At 52.3% G+C, this 19,016-nt stretch carries 18 protein-coding genes and 1 pseudogene; 11 read left to right on the top strand and 8 right to left on the bottom strand.

What is annotated here, in order from left to right:
• Positions 1 to 116 precede the first annotated feature (116 nt).
• Positions 117 to 1,025 carry a LysR family transcriptional regulator gene (locus M8014_RS03060; RefSeq protein ID WP_056237851.1) on the top strand — a complete coding sequence of 303 codons (909 nt, stop codon included), beginning with the start codon at positions 117 to 119 and terminating at the stop codon, positions 1,023 to 1,025.
• 217 nt (positions 1,026 to 1,242) lie between these two features.
• On the opposite strand, the gene M8014_RS03055 is transcribed toward M8014_RS03060, so the two are convergent.
• The 3 genes from M8014_RS03055 to M8014_RS03045 all read right to left on the bottom strand — a co-directional run bounded on the left by M8014_RS03055 (position 1,243) and on the right by M8014_RS03045 (position 4,172).
• The gene (locus M8014_RS03055) at positions 1,243 to 2,460 is read right to left on the bottom strand and encodes an MFS transporter (protein WP_271281075.1); all 1,218 of its coding nucleotides are present in this window, start codon (positions 2,458 to 2,460) and stop codon (positions 1,243 to 1,245) included.
• Positions 2,461 to 2,630: 170 nt separating this feature from the next.
• Positions 2,631 to 3,533, bottom strand: coding sequence for a LysR family transcriptional regulator (locus tag M8014_RS03050; RefSeq protein ID WP_154902101.1), 903 nt, complete (start codon positions 3,531 to 3,533; stop codon positions 2,631 to 2,633).
• Between the two features lie 81 nt (positions 3,534 to 3,614).
• On the bottom strand, positions 3,615 to 4,172 hold the full coding sequence (locus tag M8014_RS03045) for a recombinase family protein (RefSeq protein WP_056237858.1): 558 nt from the start codon (positions 4,170 to 4,172) through the stop codon (positions 3,615 to 3,617).
• A gap of 158 nt (positions 4,173 to 4,330) precedes the next feature.
• On the opposite strand from M8014_RS03045, the gene M8014_RS03040 reads away from it, so the two are divergent.
• Together M8014_RS03040 and M8014_RS03035 are read left to right on the top strand one after the other, a co-directional pair.
• Entirely contained in the window at positions 4,331 to 7,339 is a 3,009-nt protein-coding gene (locus M8014_RS03040) for a Tn3 family transposase (RefSeq protein WP_271281074.1), read from the top strand.
• 33 nt (positions 7,340 to 7,372) lie between these two features.
• A pseudogene (locus tag M8014_RS03035) lies at positions 7,373 to 8,086 on the top strand (LysR substrate-binding domain-containing protein); the annotation flags it as partial.
• A gap of 26 nt (positions 8,087 to 8,112) precedes the next feature.
• Here M8014_RS03035 and M8014_RS03030 read toward each other — a convergent pair.
• Positions 8,113 to 8,541, bottom strand: a complete 429-nt coding sequence (locus tag M8014_RS03030) for an OsmC family protein (RefSeq protein WP_271281073.1) — start codon at positions 8,539 to 8,541, stop codon at positions 8,113 to 8,115.
• Between the two features lie 132 nt (positions 8,542 to 8,673).
• On the opposite strand from M8014_RS03030, the gene M8014_RS03025 reads away from it, so the two are divergent.
• The 4 genes from M8014_RS03025 to M8014_RS03010 all read left to right on the top strand — a co-directional run bounded on the left by M8014_RS03025 (position 8,674) and on the right by M8014_RS03010 (position 11,644).
• Positions 8,674 to 9,195 (top strand): VOC family protein, encoded by a 522-nt coding sequence (locus M8014_RS03025; protein WP_271281072.1) that lies wholly within the window; start codon positions 8,674 to 8,676, stop codon positions 9,193 to 9,195.
• Between the two features lie 142 nt (positions 9,196 to 9,337).
• Positions 9,338 to 9,553, top strand: a complete 216-nt coding sequence (gene bdm, locus M8014_RS03020) for a biofilm-dependent modulation protein (RefSeq protein ID WP_271281071.1) — start codon at positions 9,338 to 9,340, stop codon at positions 9,551 to 9,553.
• 80 nt (positions 9,554 to 9,633) lie between these two features.
• Positions 9,634 to 9,771, top strand: a complete 138-nt coding sequence (gene sra, locus M8014_RS03015; protein WP_271281070.1) for a stationary-phase-induced ribosome-associated protein — start codon at positions 9,634 to 9,636, stop codon at positions 9,769 to 9,771.
• A 175-nt stretch (positions 9,772 to 9,946) separates the two neighbouring features.
• Positions 9,947 to 11,644: an NAD-dependent malic enzyme gene (locus M8014_RS03010; protein WP_271281069.1), complete on the top strand. Its 1,698-nt coding sequence runs from the start codon at positions 9,947 to 9,949 to the stop codon at positions 11,642 to 11,644.
• A 119-nt stretch (positions 11,645 to 11,763) separates the two neighbouring features.
• Here M8014_RS03010 and cspE read toward each other — a convergent pair whose 3' ends face one another.
• Positions 11,764 to 11,976 (bottom strand): transcription antiterminator/RNA stability regulator CspE, encoded by a 213-nt coding sequence (cspE, locus tag M8014_RS03005; RefSeq protein WP_166182458.1) that lies wholly within the window; start codon positions 11,974 to 11,976, stop codon positions 11,764 to 11,766.
• 363 nt (positions 11,977 to 12,339) lie between these two features.
• On the opposite strand from cspE, the gene M8014_RS03000 reads away from it, so the two are divergent.
• A complete protein-coding gene (locus tag M8014_RS03000) occupies positions 12,340 to 12,510 on the top strand; it encodes a YnfU family zinc-binding protein (RefSeq protein WP_336264600.1) in 171 nt (56 codons plus the stop codon).
• 129 nt (positions 12,511 to 12,639) lie between these two features.
• Here M8014_RS03000 and M8014_RS02995 read toward each other — a convergent pair whose 3' ends face one another.
• Positions 12,640 to 12,858: a cold shock domain-containing protein gene (locus tag M8014_RS02995; RefSeq protein ID WP_271281067.1), complete on the bottom strand. Its 219-nt coding sequence runs from the start codon at positions 12,856 to 12,858 to the stop codon at positions 12,640 to 12,642.
• 528 nt (positions 12,859 to 13,386) lie between these two features.
• Between M8014_RS02995 and M8014_RS02990 the strand changes: the two genes are divergently transcribed.
• Positions 13,387 to 15,093, top strand: a complete 1,707-nt coding sequence (locus M8014_RS02990) for an ABC-F family ATP-binding cassette domain-containing protein (protein WP_271281066.1) — start codon at positions 13,387 to 13,389, stop codon at positions 15,091 to 15,093.
• Positions 15,094 to 15,129: 36 nt separating this feature from the next.
• Here the strand turns inward: M8014_RS02990 and M8014_RS02985 are convergent, their stop codons facing one another.
• Positions 15,130 to 15,729 (bottom strand): inorganic diphosphatase, encoded by a 600-nt coding sequence (locus M8014_RS02985; RefSeq protein ID WP_271281065.1) that lies wholly within the window; start codon positions 15,727 to 15,729, stop codon positions 15,130 to 15,132.
• Positions 15,730 to 16,005: 276 nt separating this feature from the next.
• Here M8014_RS02985 and adhP point away from each other — a divergent pair, with 276 nt between their 5' ends.
• Positions 16,006 to 17,019 (top strand): alcohol dehydrogenase AdhP, encoded by a 1,014-nt coding sequence (gene adhP, locus M8014_RS02980; protein ID WP_271281064.1) that lies wholly within the window; start codon positions 16,006 to 16,008, stop codon positions 17,017 to 17,019.
• Positions 17,020 to 17,037: 18 nt separating this feature from the next.
• On the opposite strand, the gene M8014_RS02975 is transcribed toward adhP, so the two are convergent.
• On the bottom strand, positions 17,038 to 17,556 hold the full coding sequence (locus M8014_RS02975) for an RrF2 family transcriptional regulator (RefSeq protein ID WP_271281063.1): 519 nt from the start codon (positions 17,554 to 17,556) through the stop codon (positions 17,038 to 17,040).
• A 200-nt stretch (positions 17,557 to 17,756) separates the two neighbouring features.
• On the opposite strand from M8014_RS02975, the gene M8014_RS02970 reads away from it, so the two are divergent.
• Positions 17,757 to 18,959: an NAD(P)/FAD-dependent oxidoreductase gene (locus tag M8014_RS02970; protein WP_271281062.1), complete on the top strand. Its 1,203-nt coding sequence runs from the start codon at positions 17,757 to 17,759 to the stop codon at positions 18,957 to 18,959.
• Positions 18,960 to 19,016 lie beyond the last annotated feature (57 nt).

Genomic DNA, 19,016 nt, shown 5'->3' with positions numbered 1-19,016 from the left:
TTCCTGTTTGTATTTGCGTTAAAAAATAACAGGAGCCTATAATATATAAACATTTGGGGAATGTGTTTCCCGTATCAGGGTACGTTAAAGCCCGTATTAAAGGTGATAAATAAACCATGGAGATCAACAGCATTGGTGATATCGCTGCGTTCGTCGCGGCTGTAAAAGCCGGGAGTTACACCCACGCAGCGGGTTCCCTAGGGCTCACACGTTCTGCCATTGGCAAGAGTATTGTCAGGCTCGAAACGCGTATGGGTGTTCGTCTCCTTAACCGTACCACCCGGAGTCTGAGTCTGACTGATGAAGGGAGGGTCATGTTCGACCGTTGCCGACAGATACTGGATGACCTGGAAGAGGTCGATGCCGCCATGGCCATGCGCAGGGGGAAGCCAACGGGGACTCTCCGGCTGAGTGCGCCGCTTTCTTTTGGGCAGCGCCATATCCTTCCCATTCTGGATGTTTATCTGAAAAAGTGGCCGGAACTTCGTGCGGAGGTGTCCTTTAGCGACAGGTTTGTTGATCTTATTGAAGAAGGCTTTGATATTGCCATTCGCATCGGTGAACCCCGCGATGACTCGCGCATTCTTACCCGAACGATTGCTTCGCAGCACATTGTCACTTGTGCATCTCCCGAATATTTGTCCTCACGGGGCATTCCAGAAACGCCCGCAGACTTAACCAGGCATGACACTATTTTTCTTCTGAGTGCAGAAAAGAGACGCAGCTGGCGGTTTGCGACTCCGGAAGGCACTTTTGTGTATGAAGGACCCGGGCGGCTAAACCTCGACAGTTCGGAAGCCATGCGGGCATCGGCAATTTCCGGATTTGGTATAGTCCACTTACCTACCTATTTGCTTGGAGAAGATTTGCGTAGCGGTAAATTGATACCCGTGCTTGAGGACTATCCCTTCCCCCCTGAACCTGTTCGGATCATTTACCCCAGTAAACGACATTTATCCCCGCGCATTCGCGCCTTTATTGACCTGCTTGTTGAAAGCTGGGAGCAACGGTTACCCTGGGAATAATGCTCTGATAATAAACTCATTACTTTTAACCATATCCAGCTGTACAGGAACGGGAGATGACTCCAGGTTAAATTTATGCGGTGTCCCCAAACCTGAAGTATTCATAACCACGCCTTCAGTCTTCTTACAATTTGAGAGGTCGGATTACTTTTCTACACACAATTATCTGGGTCAGGCAGTTATAAGCTTAGATTATTAACTTCATCGTCAATAATATTTAGTTTTTTCTTATCCGCCCCGTAATATTCTGGCATCTTACCGCGAAATAAGCTGATAAAAAAATACACGTACTTAAAATACTGCACAGTATCAGATAGGCGTTGAGGGCTGTTTCCTGGGTAAAATGATCCATCATCACGCTCAGTGAAAACGGCAGCCAGTTACCCACGTAGCCCACAATGTAAAGCAGGTTTATCAGATGGTGTTGCTGACTCTGTCTGGCGACCATGTTAACGATAGTGGCAGCACCGACAAGTATTGCCCCATAGGCGAACCCTTCGAGCATCACAGATATGAAGAGAAGTGAAGGAGCTTTCGTGTGCACACTGCTGAGGGCCAGCAAAACCGCAGCAAGCTGGGCAACAACCCCAATTTTCAGCGACGAATAATGGTGCTTTTTCCTCATCACTATCTGGCTGATACCTGCAACCAGCAGGAATGCTGAAAGGGAATAGCTCACCAGCTGCACGCTGGCAACATTGAAATAGGAGCGCGCGAGGGTGGGCCCCTGGGATATAAACGTGGATGCCATCGCCCATGAAAGAAATATGGCCATGCAGCAGACGATGACGTCCCGGAAACAGAGCCCCCTGTAACTTTGAGCACCGACACTTTTCCGTTCAATGGTTACTGTCGTACAGTGCCTATTAATCACCAGACGACTGCGCCAGATCCCAAATATCGACATTACAACCAGAATAAAAAGAATTATGTATGGAGTCTTAAGTGCATAAAAACCACGATGTACGATTTCCCCCGTTATTAATGGACCAATAGCCTGTCCAAGGATCAACGAGGCAGAAGCCGTCAATGCCGCAGTGTTACTTACTTCCGTATCAAATAATTTAATCAGCGAGCGGTTAATATAGGCCATTAAAATACCTGACCCCAGACCGGTAACAAAACGGCCCAGGATAAGTATCATAAAGTTATCTGCAAACATCATCAGTAGTGATGACAGCAAAACGCAGGTCAGGCCAGCATAGAGAGGTCTTGTATACAGGCTAGTCCTGATATGAACTTTGGCAGTAAAAGCCAGCGCGAAAAGGACACCTGCCGCGTAGACGCCAAACACCGCCATTATTTGAGAAGCACTGAAGCCATATAAACTGATGTACACGGGATAGAGAGGAGTGGGAAGGCTGCTGCTCAGCATACCGGAAAAGAAAGCCAGGGCCAGTGCCATCCCTGCCCGTGATGTTTGTCTGTCTGACATAGTAATTTCTTCTTTCCTAAAAATGGATTCGTTCTGTAAAAATCCATAAAACAGTATCACGATCCGTTAGCGACGAGATTCGAGCAGCAGGAATACCCACTGTGACGTAGTTTCACAGTGGGTGTTCAAATATGATCTGAGGGACAAGTAGTAAGGGGCTGACTGAAAATTCAAACGCTCCAGGGATGAAGGGCTATCTGTTTTTCCATGAATTCAATAAAACAGCGGATGCGTGGGCTGAGATGCTGCCTTTTTGCGTAAATTATATAGAGCGGCTCTCTGACAGGAGACTGGAATGCCTTCAAAAGCGGGATTAATCTTCCTTCTCTGATATCCCGGTGAACGTGAAAGTCAGCCAGGCGGACGATACCTTCTCCCTGAATGGCCAGATCGCGCAGCAAATCGCCCTGCGACAGGGAGGCAACCGGTTTCACCGGGAATATGATGCTCTGATTGTCTTCGGCGAATACCCACTGGTTCCAGTGGCTATCGAAATTAAAGTGAAAACAGCGATGCTCCATCAACTCACGGGGATGGGAGGGTATGCCGTACCTGGTGATGTAGGCCGGCGAAGCGCAGGTAATCCACTGACTCTCACCGATACGACGGGCGATGCGGGAAGAACTCGCAAGTACACCACCATAAATGGCCAGATCCAGCCCTTTATCAAAATCATCCCGGTAAACCGGCCCCGTTTCAATATCAACGTTGAGGTCAGGGTAGGCGTCAATAAACTCGGGCAACCATGGAAGGATGTGATAACGGGCAAAGGTAGTCATAGTACGGATTTTCAGCTGCCCGCTGACGCGTGATGGCATATCTTCAGCCAGTGAATCAGCCTCCGTCATTGCGTCAACGACTGCCCGGGCACTGTTAAGATAAACGTGTCCCTCTTCGGTCAGCGTTAACGTTCTCGTCCCGCGATGGAAGAGTCTTACCTGTAATCTCGCCTCCAGCCGGCTGATGAGTTTACTCATTGCTGAAGGCGTCAATCCGTTTGCCCGCGCGGCGGCAGAAAAGTTGCCGTATTCATACGCCCATATGAATGCAAGCAACTGATTATAATTATCCATTATGTCCCCGGTCATTTATGTGAAGATGTTTAGAGCTTCCGAGGCAGGAGCCAGAAAATTTTCATTTGAAGCGTCTGAACATCAGGAACGGCGCTGATGATTCTTCAACCGAAAGTAAGTTGCCCGTGAAATGCCGGTTTTCTCCATCACCAGCTTAATGGGAGTATCAAGGTGAATAAGTTCCAGAGCCATTCCCGACCCTTGATGAGGTTTTCGCCCAAACTTAACCCCTGCCGCCATAGCGACCACTCTGCCCTCGTTGGTACGCTCTAATATTCGTTCGCGTTCAGCCTCTGCAACGGCGGCCAGGATCTGAATAACCATTTTACCCATCGTTCCTTCAGTACTCAGCCCATTCTCCAGAAACCTGATGGCTATCCCTTTTTTATAACATGTGTCGACGATTTTGATCATGTCAGAGGTATTACGGCCCAGTCGGTCCATTTTGGTACAGAGGATAATGTCCTCCTGTTCAGCCCGAGCCAGCAGACGTTGCAGTCCTTCGCGCTCGTCCGTAGCTCCCGACATCATGTCCGTAAAAATGCGATCTTCCCTCACCCCGGAAGATTTCAGCTCAGAAATTTGCGCCGTCAGTTTCTGATGGCTGGTTGATACTCTCGCATATCCCAGTAATGCCATATTGGTCTCATAAATCGATATTGATACTGTTTAGTATCATAAAGCATAAATCACGATTTTTGATACTTAATGCCGGGCCGATTTTAGCAGTCTCAAAACTTATAATATTTGAGACGGTTAAAAAAAGAACAGAACTCCCGTTTACGAAAGGATGCGCAATGAGTGATGACTTTCTTACCAGCGAACAGACAGAAAACTACGGTCGTTATGTGGCAGACCCAAATGAGGTTCAGCTGGCTCGGTATTTTCATCTGGATGAGCGTGACCTTGCTTTTATTAATCAGCGACGGGGAAAACATAACCGGCTGGGGATTGCACTTCAGCTGACTACGGCGCGCTTTCTGGGAACGTTTCCTCCTGATCCCCTTCAAATTCCCTCATTCATCCGTTTTTACATTGCGGCACAGTTGAACATCAGCCGACCAGAGATCCTTTCCCGGTATGCTGAAAGAGAAAATACCCGCTGGGAGCATCAGGGGCTTATCAAGCTCTATTATGATTATCATGATTTTGGTGATTTCCCCTGGTCATTCAGACTGAAGCGTTTGCTCTATACTCGCGCCTGGCTCAGCAATGAGCGTCCAGGTCTGCTGTTTGATTTTGCTACCGCATGGTTGCTGCAAAATAAGATCCTGCTACCCGCCCCCTCGACTCTGACAAGGCTGATTGGCGAAGTACGCGAACGGGCAAGTCGACGATTATGGCGAAGGCTGGCTTTGTTGCCTGACAGCTGGCAGAAAACACAACTGGACGGTTTACTTGAAATACCTGAAGGGCAGCGTATATCGGTGCTGGAGGAGATGCGAAAAGGTCCTGTCACTATCAGTGGGCCGTCATTTACAGACGCCCTGGAGCGATATACCCGACTGCGTAGCATGGAGTTTTCCCGGCTGAATTTCTCCGGCCTGCCTGCCATCCAGCTGCGGAATTTGGCCCGTTATGCCGGAATGGCTTCGGTGAAATACATTTCAAGAATGCCTGACGAACGGCGACTGGCCGTGCTTACTGCGTTTGTGAAAGCACAGGAAATTTCGGCGCTTGACGAGGCCGTGGATGTGCTGGATATGCTTATTCTGGATATCACGCGTTCTGCAAAAAATATCGGGCAGAAAAAGCGGCTCAGGACCCTGAAAGATCTTGATCGTGCCGCGCTATTACTGGCACGGGCATGCACGTTATTACTTGATGAGAACACCGATGAAGCAGCTCTGCGGCAGGCTATTTTTCGCCGCATACCAAAGGACAAACTGGCTGAATCCGTCGGCAAGGTAAATGAGCTGGCGCGCCCGCAGGATACTCATTTTCAGGATGAAATGGTGGAACAATATGGACGGGTGAAGCGCTTCCTGTCCGCGATGTTGCGTGACTTACACTTTCAGGCCGCCCCGGCCGGGGAGCACACGTTGTCAGCAATCCATTATCTGGCCGAACTGAGTGGCTCAAAAAAGCGAATTCTCGACGATGCACCAGAGCAAATCATTTCCGGCCCCTGGAAACGTCTGGTCTACGACAGAGATGGCAGGATTCTACGAGCGGGTTACTCGCTGTGTCTTCTCGAGCGCCTTCAGGATTCTTTGCGCCGTCGTGATCTCTGGCTGGAGAACAGTGACCGGTGGGGAGACCCGCGTCAAAAATTGCTTCAGGGAGCTGAATGGCAGGCACAACGCATCCCGGTATGTCGGGCGCTGGGTCATCCATCAGACGGAACTAAAGCAGCAGAACAACTGGCTACGCGGCTTGATGACACATGGAAATCAGTGGCTTCACGTTTTGCCTGCAACGCAGCGGTCAGCATAAGCAATGAAGGTAAGCATCCCTCACTGACGATTAGCAGTCTGGATAAACTGGATGAGCCACCGGCACTGATACAATTGAATCGTCGGGTAAGAGAACTGATCCCTCCGGTTGATCTGACTGAGCTGTTGCTTGAAATAGATGCCCGAACCGGTTTTACCCGCGAATTCAGCCACGTCAGTGAATCAGGTGCCCGGGCGCAGGATCTCCAGGTCAGTCTGTGCGCAACACTGCTGGCAGAAGCCTGCAATATAGGGCATGAACCCCTGATAAAGCATAATATTCCCGCGCTTACTCGCCATCGTCTGAGCTGGGTTAAACAAAATTATCTCAGGGCAGAAACGCTGGTCAGCGCTAATGCACGGCTGGTTGATTTTCAGTCCACGCTGCCGCTCGCGGGGTTCTGGGGAGGTGGTGAGGTTGCCTCCGCAGATGGTATGCGTTTTGTCACACCGGTTAAAACGGTTAATTCCGGACCAAATCGTAAATACTTTGGTTCAGGACGCGGTATCACCTGGTACAACTTCGTCTCCGATCAGTACTCCGGTTTCCATGGCATTGTCGTTCCCGGTACGCTTCGTGATTCCATCTTTGTACTGGAAGGGCTTCTGGAGCAGCAGACCGGGCTGAATCCGGTAGAAATTATGACGGACACGGCAGGATCCAGCGATATCATTTTTGGCCTGTTCTGGTTACTGGGCTACCAGTTTTCCCCTCGTCTGGCCGATGCAGGCGGGGCGATATTCTGGCGGGCAGATAAAACGGCACATTATGGTGCCCTGAATGAGCTGGCCCGGGGATGTGTTGAACTGTCAAAAATAGAATCCCAATGGGATGAAATGATGCGAATGGCGGGCTCACTGAAGCTTGGGACCATCCATGCATCAGAGCTTATTCGTTCACTGTTGAGAAGTAGCCGACCATCTGGTCTGGCTCAGGCGATTATGGAAGTGGGCCGGGTCAACAAGACGTTGTATCTTCTCAACTATATCGATGATGAGGATTACCGGCGTCGGATCCTCACTCAGCTCAACCGGGGAGAAGGACGCCATGCAGTGGCTCGAGCCATTTGCTACGGACAACGTGGTGAAATTAGAAAACGCTACCGTGAAGGGCAGGAAGATCAACTCGGTGCTCTGGGTCTGGTGACCAATGCGGTTGTGCTGTGGAACACACTTTACATGCAGGAGGCGTTGTCACATCTTCGCAAATCGGGGGAAACACCTGAAGAGGAGCATCTGGCAAGATTATCGCCGCTGATACATGGCCATATAAATATGCTGGGGCATTATACGTTTTCGTTACCGGAAGATATTCTGAAGGGCGAGTTAAGACCGTTAAATTTCAATATAAACAATAAATTAACCTCTTAGCGTGGTTTTTTACATCATTGGACCTCGAACCCCTATTACCAGAAAGCCCGCCGGGTGCTGATTGATATCGAGGATATCGACACCGCGTTCAGCGCGGCAACCCGGCATCCGCAGGGGCATTTGCGTATTGACGTGGGCGGCTCGACGGCGCGTGATGTGCTGATCCCGGCGCTGCCGGACTTTATGCGCCGTTATCCCGACATCCGCATCGACCTGGGCGTATCCGACCGCCCGGTGGATTTAATCAGCGGCAACGTGGACTGCGTGATCCGCGGCGGTGCGCTGGAGGACTCTTCCCTGATCGCCCGGCATATCGGCAATGCAGAGATGGTCACCTGCGCCACCCCGGCCTACCTGAAACAGCACGGTATACCCGGCTATCCAGAGGCGTTACGAAACGGCCATAAGCTGGTGAGTTATCTCTCCCCGGTGAGCGGGCGCGCCGTACCCTTTCGCTTTAACTGGGATCAGGAAACCCGCGAAATCAGCCTGCAGCACCATATCGGGGTCAACGAAAGCAACGCTCATCTGGCAGCAGCGGTGGCCGGGATGGGTATTATCCAGACGTTTCGTTATTCGGTTGGAGCATTACTTGAGGCGGGAACGCTGGTGGAAATTCTGCAAAAATGGCGACCGCCACAGTATCCGTTTTACGTGGTTTATCCGCAAAACCGGCATGTGACGCATCGCCTCAGGGTGTTTATCGCATGGCTTGCGGAGATCTTTCCGCAGGCGGTGAAGGGTTAGCCGGACGTAAGCGCCCGGCATCGGGATCAGTTCAGGGTATAGTCGAGCGTGATTTCCGCGTTTAACACCTGGGACACCGGGCATCCGGCTTTGGCTTTCTGGATCACCCCATCAAACTGCTGCGGGTCAATCCCCGGAACCGTGACTTTGCTCTCCAGCGCCACTTTGCTGATGGCAAAGCCGCTATCGGTTTTATCCAGCGAGACCACCGCTTTGGTGTCAATGGAATCGGCGGTATAGCCCGCCTCCCCCAGCATCAGCGACAGCGCCATTGAGAAACAGGCTGCATGCGCCGCACCAATCAACTCTTCGGGATTGGTCCCTTTCTCACCTTCAAAGCGGGTATTGAAGCCATAAGGTTGCTGGTTAAGAACGCCACTTTCAGTAGAAACCGTCCCCTTACCGCGTTTGATATCGCCTGACCAGTGCGCTGAACCGTGCTTGTGAATTGTCATGCTTGCTCTCCTTTTGGCATAGAAAGGAGTAAGTATAGAAGAGCAATGTCGCTTTGCGGCAAACAAGGAAAAATCTCATGCCTGTGCGCAAATACTCGCCTGCTATATTGATATTTCAACAAGGAGAAAAACATGCAACCACCTCTCAGAGGTATCGACCATATTGGTATAACCGTCCCGGATATTGATCAAGCCACGCTATTTTTCGAGCAGGCCTTTGATGCCAGGATAATATATTGCTCCGTAGAACCCGGGGACAATAATATTGACCATGAAGCTCAAGAGGAAACACTCAGGCTATTCCCCGGTACAGAAATACGGGCCATTCGGATGCTGGCCCTGCCTCATGGGCCGGGGATTGAGCTCTTCGAAATGCATGGCCCCCAGCAGCAAGCCCCGGCCAGGCCGAGCGACTTTGGTCTGCAGCACTTCGCTGTGTATACCGATGATATTACAGAGGCTATCTCCCGCTTCACCGCGGCGGGTGGAGAGATGTTCACCGGACCTAAGGCGCTATCCTTCCCCGCCGAACAGGGTCAAGGCAATGCCTTTTGTTACGGTAAAACGCCGTGGGGCAGCGTGATAGAGTTAATTACCTGGCCATCACCGATGCCTTATGAAAAATATACCGAGCAACGTCGTTGGAAGCCCTGATATATCCTTAAAAAATGTGCGATGATGATATTTTTATTTCCAGGACGAGTCTTAAACACAGCGCCACAAAATTTTGTCATTCTGGCTATGAACTAATTTGTTGCACGCCGGAACATTAAACAGAAAACGACACGGAGGCACTATGTTTACTTATACGTCTGCACACACACCATCCGCACAGCCGGAATTGGTTAATGCGATTGCACAGGGTTTACGCGCTGAACAGGGCGCTGTCACTGAAGATGACATTTTAATGGAACTGACCAAGTGGGTGGAAACCACCGACAATGACATCCTCAGTGACATCTACCAGCAGACCATTAACTACGTGGTCAGCGGCCAGCACGCCAGTTTTTAAAAATCTGCTAAGCTGGATCTGCAACCTAAGGGGTTACATTTCGTTCACCTTATCACTATCAACAGGATTGAGGAGTTAACATGAAATCGAACCGTCAGGCACGCCATATCCTGGGACTGAACTACAAGCTGTCAAACCAACGCAAAGTGGTGATTGAAGGCGACACAGAAACACAGGTCGCGCACGCCACCGGCAGACGCCGCCACGCACAGAAGTAAGTTTCCCGCAAAGATCCCCGACACCATCGGTCACTCCGATGGTGTTTTTTTTGCATGTTGCGGTTTTTAACAATCACCTCCTTTATACTACCCGCCTGACGCCTCCCTGATAGCGCCCCCCCGACGATGATTAATAGCAGTGCCAGGGATGGATTTTTAAATTTAAGTGAGTGACATGGACAACAAAGCGAAAACCAACCGTTCCCTTTACATCCCTTATGCCGGGCCCGTGCTGCTGGAATTCCCCCTGCTGAACAAGGGCAGCGCCTTCAGTAAAGAAGAGCGCAGCAGCTTTAACCTGCTGGGACTGCTGCCGGAAGTGGTGGAAACCATCGAGGAACAGGCAGAGCGCGCGTGGATCCAGTATCAGGGCTTTAAAACCGAAATCGATAAGCACATCTACCTGCGCAACATCCAGGACACCAACGAAACCCTCTTCTACCGCCTGGTGGAAAACCATCTCGACGAGATGATGCCGGTGATCTACACCCCGACCGTTGGGGCCGCCTGCGAACGCTTCTCCGAAATTTATCGCCGTTCGCGCGGGGTGTTTATCTCGTGGGCCGATCGTCACAACATGGACGACATCCTGCAGAACGTGCCCAACCACAACATCAAAGTGATCGTGGTGACCGACGGGGAACGTATTCTTGGCCTGGGCGACCAGGGGATCGGCGGGATGGGTATTCCAATTGGCAAACTGTCCCTGTATACCGCCTGTGGCGGCATCAGCCCGGCATATACCCTGCCGGTGGTGCTGGACGTCGGGACCAATAACCAGCAGCTGCTCAACGATCCGCTGTACATGGGCTGGCGTCACCCGCGCATTACCGACGAAGAGTATTACCAGTTCGTCGATGACTTTATCCAGGCGGTTAAACAGCGCTGGCCGAACGTGCTGCTGCAGTTTGAAGACTTCGCGCAGAAAAACGCCATGCCGCTGCTGAACCGCTATCGCGACGAGATCTGCTCCTTCAATGACGATATTCAGGGCACCGCCGCCGTGACCGTCGGCACGCTGATTGCGGCCAGCCGTGCAGCGGGCAACCAGCTGAGCTATCAAAAAATCGTTTTCCTGGGTGCCGGCTCTGCCGGGTGCGGGATCGCCGAACAGATCATCGCCCAGACCCAGCGCGAAGGCTTAAGCGAAGATCTGGCACGCTCGCGGGTGTTCATGGTTGACCGCTTCGGCCTGCTGACCGATGCGATGCCAAACCTGCTCCCGTTCCAGAACAAGCTGGTGCAAAAGCGCGACAACCTGAAAAACTGGGACACCGACAGCGAAGTACTCTCCCTGCTGGACGTGGTGCGCAACGTGAAGCCGGATATCCTGATTGGCGTCTCCGGCCAGACCGGGCTGTTTACCGAAGAGATCATCCGCGAGATGCACAAATACTGTGCCCGCCCGATTGTGATGCCGCTCTCAAACCCAACCTCCCGCGTTGAAGCGACCCCACAGGACATCATCACCTGGACCGAAGGCAATGCGCTGGTCGCCACCGGCAGCCCGTTTGCGCCGGTGGTATGGAAGGATAAAACCTACCCGATCGCCCAGTGCAACAACTCCTATATCTTCCCGGGAATTGGCCTCGGTGTGATCGCCTCCGGGGCATCGCGTATTACCGACGAGATGCTGATGTCCGCCAGTGAAACGCTGGCCAAACACTCGCCGCTGGTAAACAACGGCGAAGGCCTGGTGCTGCCGGAGCTGAAGGACATTCATATTGTCTCGAAAGCCATCGCCTTTGCGGTCGGCAAAATGGCCCAGCAGCAGGGCGTGGCGGTGAAAACCTCTGCCGACGCGTTGCAGCAGGCAATTGACGAGAACTTCTGGAAACCGGAATACCGCAACTACCGTCGGACCTCTATCTAGCCCCAGGTCCAGATAACAAAAAACCCGCACAAGGCGGGTTTTTTTATTATCAATTTCGCTTAGCTGCTCAGACTATTGTCTTCATCGCAATTGTAAGCTTAGATGATAATTAGCGCATATTACAGCGCTGAGACGTTTCCGGCTGCAGGGCCTTTCGCGCCACTTTCAATGGTGAAGGAAACTTTCTGGCCTTCATCAAGTGTCTTAAAGTTGTCGCTCTGAATAGCAGAAAAATGCACGAATACATCTTTGCTGCCGTCGTCAGGAGTGATAAAGCCAAAACCTTTATCAGCGTTAAACCATTTTACTAAACCAGTCATTTTGTTAGACATAGATACTTCCTTAATTAATGAGCCACTTAAATGCGGCTGTGATGGCCTGTTTTTTTAGAGTTACTTATTTGGCACTATAGGAGGAGGCTCATGAAGAAGGGTATCGACTGATAACACTTGAACTGAGGACTGCTTTACTAAAACTGCTTTCATAAGGTCTGCTTTCCAAACCGATGAATCATTAAGACACAAAGAAATTAATTGTACAATGTTTATCTTTGTTTATTTTAACCGCTTAACCACCCGGATGGCTATATGACGGATAAAAGCGTGTTGTATCAAGGCAGACCTGGTGCAGTGAAAATAAAAAAACAAGCATCATGCTGATCAAACGTGTAAGGTAACCCTCCCTTAAATCAGGAGATGCCTATGTCCGGACGTAAAAACACGCAAGCCCGTCGTAATCACTTAGTTAAATGCCCATGCCCAAGCTGTTCAAAAGATTCTGAACATAGCTTCAGTCGCGTACAAAAAGGGGCGCAACTTGTCTGCCCGTACTGCAGTACTTTATTCAAATCAACACAACGAATTTAAAACGCCAGCGCTTGCCAAATGAGACGGATGAATAAGTTCTGGAAACGAATCATTTGGCAATCTTAACTGACAGCGAAACATCGCCTGCCCAGCCGTCCTCCGATTAGGTTTATCGCAACCCATCGCTGTTTATTTGTCGCAAAGTATTACACTGGCAGCAGCCGGACCTTTGTCACCGCTGCGGATAGAAAATTCAACCTTTTGGCCTTCAAAAAGTGTTTTTAAGTTATCCCCTTCAAAGGCAGAGAAATGAACTGCAACATCTTTACTGCCATCCAGCGGAGAGATAAAACCAAAACCTTTATCATCTTTGAACCATTTAACCAGACCTTTAATTCTTGCGGACATACGGACTCCTGTTGAAGATTTATAAATTTTAGCGTGAGTAATAAACGTAGGGAATTAAGCGTATGGACTCAAAGGGAGGGGATATCAGCGATAGCGCCAGGTCATGAGGACGTCTAAGAAAAATCTTTTACGTTTGTTTGCGTATTGCGACTAAGGTTTCATTAATGCACGACCAGCATTAATAAGCAATTTTTATTTTAACTAACCGGCAGTGCAGATAAAAAACAATTACGCCGCCCCAGGTGTCCGGATACGCCCTTCCCTTGTCGAACTTCCCATTCCCCGCTACACTCCTTAAATCCAAAAATCAGACAAATTTATAAGGAGGCTAATTATGCTGTGCTGTGAAATTTTTGATATTTCACTTCACCTTGGTGATCGCACCTGCTCAAGCGTTATCGGTTTCGTGCTGCGATAACTTCGGCTTGAGCGAAGACACCTAAGACAATCCCTTCTCTCGGGCTTACCGGGTTATCGTCAGCGATGATTGACGAGGCATTTCTATGCCTGCAACTCTTGAGTAAGCAAATGAGCACATTACTGACTGCACAATTCCTGCGTGTTGATACCGCCTTCGACACCCTGTTTAACGACCTCACTTTTACCCTGAAAAAAGGCGACCGCATTGGTCTGCTTGGCGATAACGGCTGCGGCAAAAGTACCCTGCTGAAGATCCTCGACGGCACCGATACCCCGGCATCCGGGACGGTAGCGCTGGCCGGACACTGCCTGATGGCACGGGTGGAACAGCACCTCCCGGAATCTGTCTACCCCCTGACCATGCTCGACGCGGTCCTGGCGCAGCTGCCGGTGGCCGAGCGCGAGAGCCTGCGCTGGCGGGCTGAATCCTTGCTGGCTGGGATGGGCTTTTCCGTTGCCGACATCGGGCTGCAATCGGCGACCCTCAGCGGCGGACAGCACACACGCCTGCTGCTGGCGCGCGCCCTCATCCACCAGCCGGATCTGCTGCTGTTGGATGAACCCAGCAACCACCTCGATCTGCCCACTCTGCTGTGGCTGGAGCAGTTTTTGCAGAACTGGTCCGGCAGCTTTGTGCTGGTCTCCCACGACCGGCAGCTGCTGGATGCGGTGACGAACGGCAGCTGGATCCTGCGCGACAAAACCCTGCACGCCTTCGCCCTTCCCTGTACCCACGCGCGTCAGGCGCTGATGGAAAAAGACGAAAGCGATGCCCTGCGCCGTAAAGCCGAGCAAAAGGAGATCGACCGGGTCACCGTTAGCGCTAAACGGCTGGCCACATGGGGAAAAGTCTACGACAACGAAGATCTGGCCCGTAAAGCCAAACAGATGGAAAAGCAGGTCGAACGACTGAAAGAGAGCCAGACTTCGCTCACCGCCGGCAGCCCGTGGACCTTGGCACTGCGCGGCGAAGCGCTGCCCGCTAACCGCCTGCTGGAGGTAGACATTCTCGACGTGCCGCCCGCGCCGGGCCTGCCCGCGCTGTTCACGATGCACAACATGCGGATGAAAAGCGGCGACCGGGTGGCGATTGTCGGGCGTAACGGCTGCGGGAAATCCTCCCTGATGAAGCTTATCTGGCAGCAGTTTACCGGCAACAGCGACGGCGCCGGATTGAACATCCATCCGCGCGCCACGCTCGGCTATTACGACCAGACGCTGCACCAGCTGGCGGATGACGCCACGCTGAGTGACGCCCTTGAGCCGTTTGCCCCCGATCCGCAGGTGCGCAAGATGGCGTTAATCAGCGCCGGATTCGGCTGGGGGCGTCATGGACAACGGGTCAACACCCTCAGCGGGGGCGAACGTTCGCGGCTGCTGTTTATCGGCCTGACGCTCGCCCGCTACAGCCTGCTGATGCTTGATGAACCGACTAACCATCTGGATATGGAGGGCAAAGAGGCTCTGGCCGGAACCCTGCAACAGTTTACCGGCGGCGTACTGCTGGTCAGCCATGACAGGCAGCTCATCAGCCAAAGCTGCAACCGTTTCTGGCTGATTGAGGACGGCAAGCTGAGCGAATGGCACGATGCCGATGCGGTATTTGCCCGTCTGCGTGATGGCAGCGTGCTGAATACCGTGCCGGTTTCGACAGTAGATAATAAGCATAAAGATATCGCAGACGATCTGCTGGAGCGGTTAATTCAGCTGGAAGCACTGCTGGAAGAAGACCAGTTGCGTAAGCCTAAGCATCAGAAGCCGCAGCTGCAGGCGCAGTGGCGGGAGGAAATTGCTGCGCTCAGCGCGCAGCTGTAAGCCAGTGCCCGGCGGTAAACCCCGCCGGGCCGGTTATTACTGGGGCTGTTTGGTTTTCCAGGCATCCCATGCCTGTTTGATTTCCTGCTTAGCGCTGGCGGCATCGTTAAAGCCGTTCAGCTCCACCGATTTACGCCCTTCCGGCAGCTGTTTGTAGACCCGGAAGAAGGCTTCCAGGCGCTGCTGCTCAATCTTCGGCAGATCGCTCAGCTCTTTAATGTCGTCATAGGTCGGGTCAATTTTGCTGGCCGGAACGGCGACAATTTTGTCGTCCTTCTCACCGCCGTCGATCATCTTCAGCACGCCAATGGCTCGCAGTTTAATCAGCGTGCCTGGGGCCATCGGGGCACGGGTGTAAAACACCACGTCCAATGGATCGCCATCCCCCGCCAGAGACTGCGTCAATGAACCATAATTAGCGGGATAGGCAACCGGCATCGACTGGAAACGGTCGGCAATTATAAAGCCGGTTTTGGCATCGGTTTCATATTTGATAATCCCTCCCGCCGGAATTTCGGTGACGGCATAAAACTCTTCCGGGTTATTGCCAGGCTGAGGGAAATCGAGGATGTTTTGCGCCTGCACGGAAGCGGACAGGAGAACGCTCACTGCGAGAAGTTTTTTTACCAGATGCATTGTCTTTTTAACTCTTCGGTTATTGAGAAGAGCACACCTTACGGCTTTGAAATGTCAGAAACATGACGCATTTGCTACAGAAATAATCACCACACAATCATTGATGACATTACTATTTAGAGGGGTGATGGAAACAACAAATTCTAATTAAATTATTACATTATGTTGCTCCGGCCTTGCACAACGCATTAAAAAAATTAATCCTTAAGGAGTATTTCCCGTGTGTTACATGCCCTGTCTGCCTTGCAGATCCTCATCATGAAAATGGAGAAACATATGAAAGCTGCTGTCGTAACCAAAGACCATCAGGTAGAAGTGACCGAGAAAACCTTACGCGCTCTGAAGCATGGCGAAGCGCTGCTGAAGATGGAGTGCTGTGGCGTATGCCACACCGATCTTCACGTTAAAAACGGCGATTTTGGCGATAAGACCGGGGTGATCCTCGGCCACGAAGGGGTTGGCGTAGTGCAGGAGGTTGGGCCGGGCGTCACCTCGCTCAAGCCAGGTGACCGCGCAAGCGTGGCGTGGTTCTTCGAAGGCTGCGGCCACTGTGAATACTGCAACTCCGGCAATGAAACGCTCTGCCGCACCGTGAAAAACGCCGGGTATTCCGTTGATGGCGGCATGGCAGAAGAGTGCATCGTCACCGCCGATTACGCGGTTAAAGTGCCGGACGGGCTGGATTCCGCCGCGGCCAGTAGCATCACCTGCGCCGGGGTGACCACCTATAAAGCAGTGAAAATTTCTGAGATTAAACCGGGCCAGTGGATCGCCATTTACGGTCTCGGCGGGCTGGGTAACCTCGCGCTGCAATACGCGAAAAACGTGTTCAATGCCAAAGTGATCGCCATCGACGTCAACGATGAACAGCTGAAGCTGGCCACCAGCATGGGTGCCGATCTGGTGGTGAATTCCCGCACTGACGATGCTGCTAAATTTATTCAGGAAAAAACCGGCGGTGCGCATGCGGCGGTGGTTACTGCGGTGGCGAAAGCAGCCTTCAATTCAGCCGTCGATGCGGTGCGCGCCGGTGGCCGTGTGGTGGCCGTCGGCCTGCCGCCGGAAGCGATGAGCCTGGATATCCCGCGTCTGGTGCTGGACGGCATTCAGGTGGTGGGCTCACTGGTGGGCACCCGTCAGGATCTGACCGAAGCCTTCCAGTTTGCTGCCGAAGGCAAAGTGGTGCCGAAAGTGGCCCTGCGTCCGCTGGGGGACATCAACGCCATCTTTAAAGAGATGGAGCAAGGCCAAATCCGTGGCCGTATGGTGATTGATTTTCGTTCTAAATAATCGTTAACCGCCACTCCCTCACAGCGAGGGAGTGGAATTCCGCCGATCTGAAATCCACTCCTGCACCTCAATCTGAAACGTATCCGGCGCCTTGCGGAACATTTTGCGCGCCAGGTCGAGAATGGTATGGCGGGCCAGCTCCTCTTCCATCCGCTGCTGGGCGCTGTCCATCACCGAGCGCACGCCGCACGGGCCATCACAGACCCACGCAGGCGGAGTTTCATCAAAGACCGCCAGTCTCTGGCGTATTTCCCGGCACTCAAACATATTCTTTTCACCATCAATGGCATGCGCCACATCCAGCACGGTGATCAGTTCAGCCGGGCGCGCCAGTTTAAAGCCGCCCCCCTTGCCTTCTGTGCTGGTTACCAACCCGGCACGCGACAAACGCGTGAAGATCTTGCCCAGGTAGTCATAAGGTACCCCCTGTAATGCCGCCAGCTCCCTGACGCTCATCTCACGATCGTTACCTTTCGCATCCACCATCGACATCAGGCTGTGAATGCCGTATTCCACACCGGAACTGTAAAAGGCCATCTTTGACTCCGAATTTTCTGTTCGGGGTCATTATAGCCATGTTTGCTAAGATATAAAAACGCCGCTCCCCACCTTTCATTTAAGCCCTTGTTTTAGCATTGAACATTTTTTTGACTCAGAAAGATCTTGTCGCAGTTAACTACGACAAGTATAGTTGCAGTTATGTCAGACACACGGCCTGACGAGCAAAAGGATCGAAGATGAAGAAGCAAATTTTAATTGTGGGCAGCGGTTTTTCCGGGATGTGGGCAGCGGTGAGCGCCGCACGCGTGGCCGATATCGAGGGGTGCAATGACCTGCGCATTACCGTGCTGGCCCCGCGCGCTGAACTGCGTGTTCGCCCGCGGTTTTATGAAGAACAGGTGGCGGGATTTGTCGCACCATTAAGCGATCTGTTTGCTGAACTGAATATTGAATTTATCGCCGGTGATGCTGAACGCATTGATGCTAAAGAGAAAATTGTCTGGTATCGCGATCCTCACGGCGGCACCGTTCCAGCAACTTACGATCGTCTGGTGCTGGCCACCGGCAGCCAGACCCGCCGTCCGCCCATTGCAGGCCTGGCAGAGCATGCATTTGATATCGACCAGTTAGAATCGGCGCAAGTTTTCGAAAAGCACCTCGATTCACTGGTGACGCGCCCTGCCTCGGCTGCGCGTAACACCGTGGTGGTTTGCGGCGGTGGATTTACCGGCATTGAACTGGCTACCGAACTCCCTGCCCGTCTCCGCGCTCGCTTTGGCGATGATACAGAGACCAAAGTAATCGTAGTTGAACGCGGTGCAGCGATCGGTGGCCGTTACAGTGAAGCCCTGCGCAGCACCATCGAAGCGGCAAGCGACGAACTGGGCGTTGAATGGCGTCTGAACAGTGAAATTGAAGCCATCGATGCCAGCGGCGTGACGCTGAAAAATGGCGAGCGGATTGACGCGTTAACCGTGGTCTGGACCGCAGGCGTAGAAGCCCATCCCCTGAGTGAGCAGATTGACGGCGAACGCGACAGTCAGGGCCGTCTAAAGGTTAACGCAAGCCTGCAGGTTCCGGCGCAGGCGGACATTTACGCCACCGGCGACATGGCACACGCCAAAACCGACGATCTGGGCAACACCGCTCTGATGACCTGCCAGCACGCCATTCAGTTAGGCAAGTTTGCCGGCCACAACGCCGCAGCCAGCTTGCTGAACGTAGAACCTTATCCGTACCGTCAGGTGAACTACGTGACCTGCCTCGATCTGGGTGCCTGGGGCGCGGTGTATACCGAAGGCTGGGAACAGGAGGTCAAATCCGTGCGTGATGAGGCGAAGAAAATCAAAATCGCCATCACCAACGAGCTGATTTATCCCCCGGCAGCCGACCGCGCCGTGGCCTTTGCCGCCGCCGATCCGCTGGCGAAATTTGTCTAGTCCCCCGCTAACCGCGCCGCTTCTGGCGCGGTTTTTATTTGCACTTTCCGGCAATCC

It is taken from the genome of Silvania hatchlandensis (assembly GCF_025564065.1).
Classification (GTDB): domain Bacteria; phylum Pseudomonadota; class Gammaproteobacteria; order Enterobacterales; family Enterobacteriaceae; genus Enterobacter; species Enterobacter hatchlandensis.
The sequence above is the reverse complement of the archived record's forward strand: the minus strand, read 5'-3'. Positions and strand labels throughout refer to the sequence as shown.

Excerpts from the sequence above, each read along its gene's own strand:
- bdm (WP_271281071.1), top strand. The coding sequence starts at position 9,338 with ATGTTTACTTATACGTCTGCACACACACCATCCGCACAGCCGGAATTG.
- M8014_RS02985 (WP_271281065.1), bottom strand. The coding sequence starts at position 15,729 with ATGCATCTGGTAAAAAAACTTCTCGCAGTGAGCGTTCTCCTGTCCGCT.
- M8014_RS02970 (WP_271281062.1), top strand. The coding sequence starts at position 17,757 with ATGAAGAAGCAAATTTTAATTGTGGGCAGCGGTTTTTCCGGGATGTGG.
- M8014_RS03000 (WP_336264600.1), top strand. The coding sequence starts at position 12,340 with ATGCCTATGTCCGGACGTAAAAACACGCAAGCCCGTCGTAATCACTTA.
- M8014_RS03055 (WP_271281075.1), bottom strand. The coding sequence starts at position 2,460 with ATGTCAGACAGACAAACATCACGGGCAGGGATGGCACTGGCCCTGGCT.
- M8014_RS03010 (WP_271281069.1), top strand. The coding sequence starts at position 9,947 with ATGGACAACAAAGCGAAAACCAACCGTTCCCTTTACATCCCTTATGCC.
- M8014_RS03025 (WP_271281072.1), top strand. The coding sequence starts at position 8,674 with ATGCAACCACCTCTCAGAGGTATCGACCATATTGGTATAACCGTCCCG.
- M8014_RS03030 (WP_271281073.1), bottom strand. The coding sequence starts at position 8,541 with ATGACAATTCACAAGCACGGTTCAGCGCACTGGTCAGGCGATATCAAA.
- adhP (WP_271281064.1), top strand. The coding sequence starts at position 16,006 with ATGAAAGCTGCTGTCGTAACCAAAGACCATCAGGTAGAAGTGACCGAG.
- M8014_RS02995 (WP_271281067.1), bottom strand. The coding sequence starts at position 12,858 with ATGTCCGCAAGAATTAAAGGTCTGGTTAAATGGTTCAAAGATGATAAA.
- M8014_RS03060 (WP_056237851.1), top strand. The coding sequence starts at position 117 with ATGGAGATCAACAGCATTGGTGATATCGCTGCGTTCGTCGCGGCTGTA.
- M8014_RS03050 (WP_154902101.1), bottom strand. The coding sequence starts at position 3,533 with ATGGATAATTATAATCAGTTGCTTGCATTCATATGGGCGTATGAATAC.
- M8014_RS02975 (WP_271281063.1), bottom strand. The coding sequence starts at position 17,556 with ATGGCCTTTTACAGTTCCGGTGTGGAATACGGCATTCACAGCCTGATG.
- M8014_RS02990 (WP_271281066.1), top strand. The coding sequence starts at position 13,387 with ATGAGCACATTACTGACTGCACAATTCCTGCGTGTTGATACCGCCTTC.
- sra (WP_271281070.1), top strand. The coding sequence starts at position 9,634 with ATGAAATCGAACCGTCAGGCACGCCATATCCTGGGACTGAACTACAAG.
- M8014_RS03040 (WP_271281074.1), top strand. The coding sequence starts at position 4,331 with ATGAGTGATGACTTTCTTACCAGCGAACAGACAGAAAACTACGGTCGT.
- M8014_RS03045 (WP_056237858.1), bottom strand. The coding sequence starts at position 4,172 with ATGGCATTACTGGGATATGCGAGAGTATCAACCAGCCATCAGAAACTG.
- cspE (WP_166182458.1), bottom strand. The coding sequence starts at position 11,976 with ATGTCTAACAAAATGACTGGTTTAGTAAAATGGTTTAACGCTGATAAA.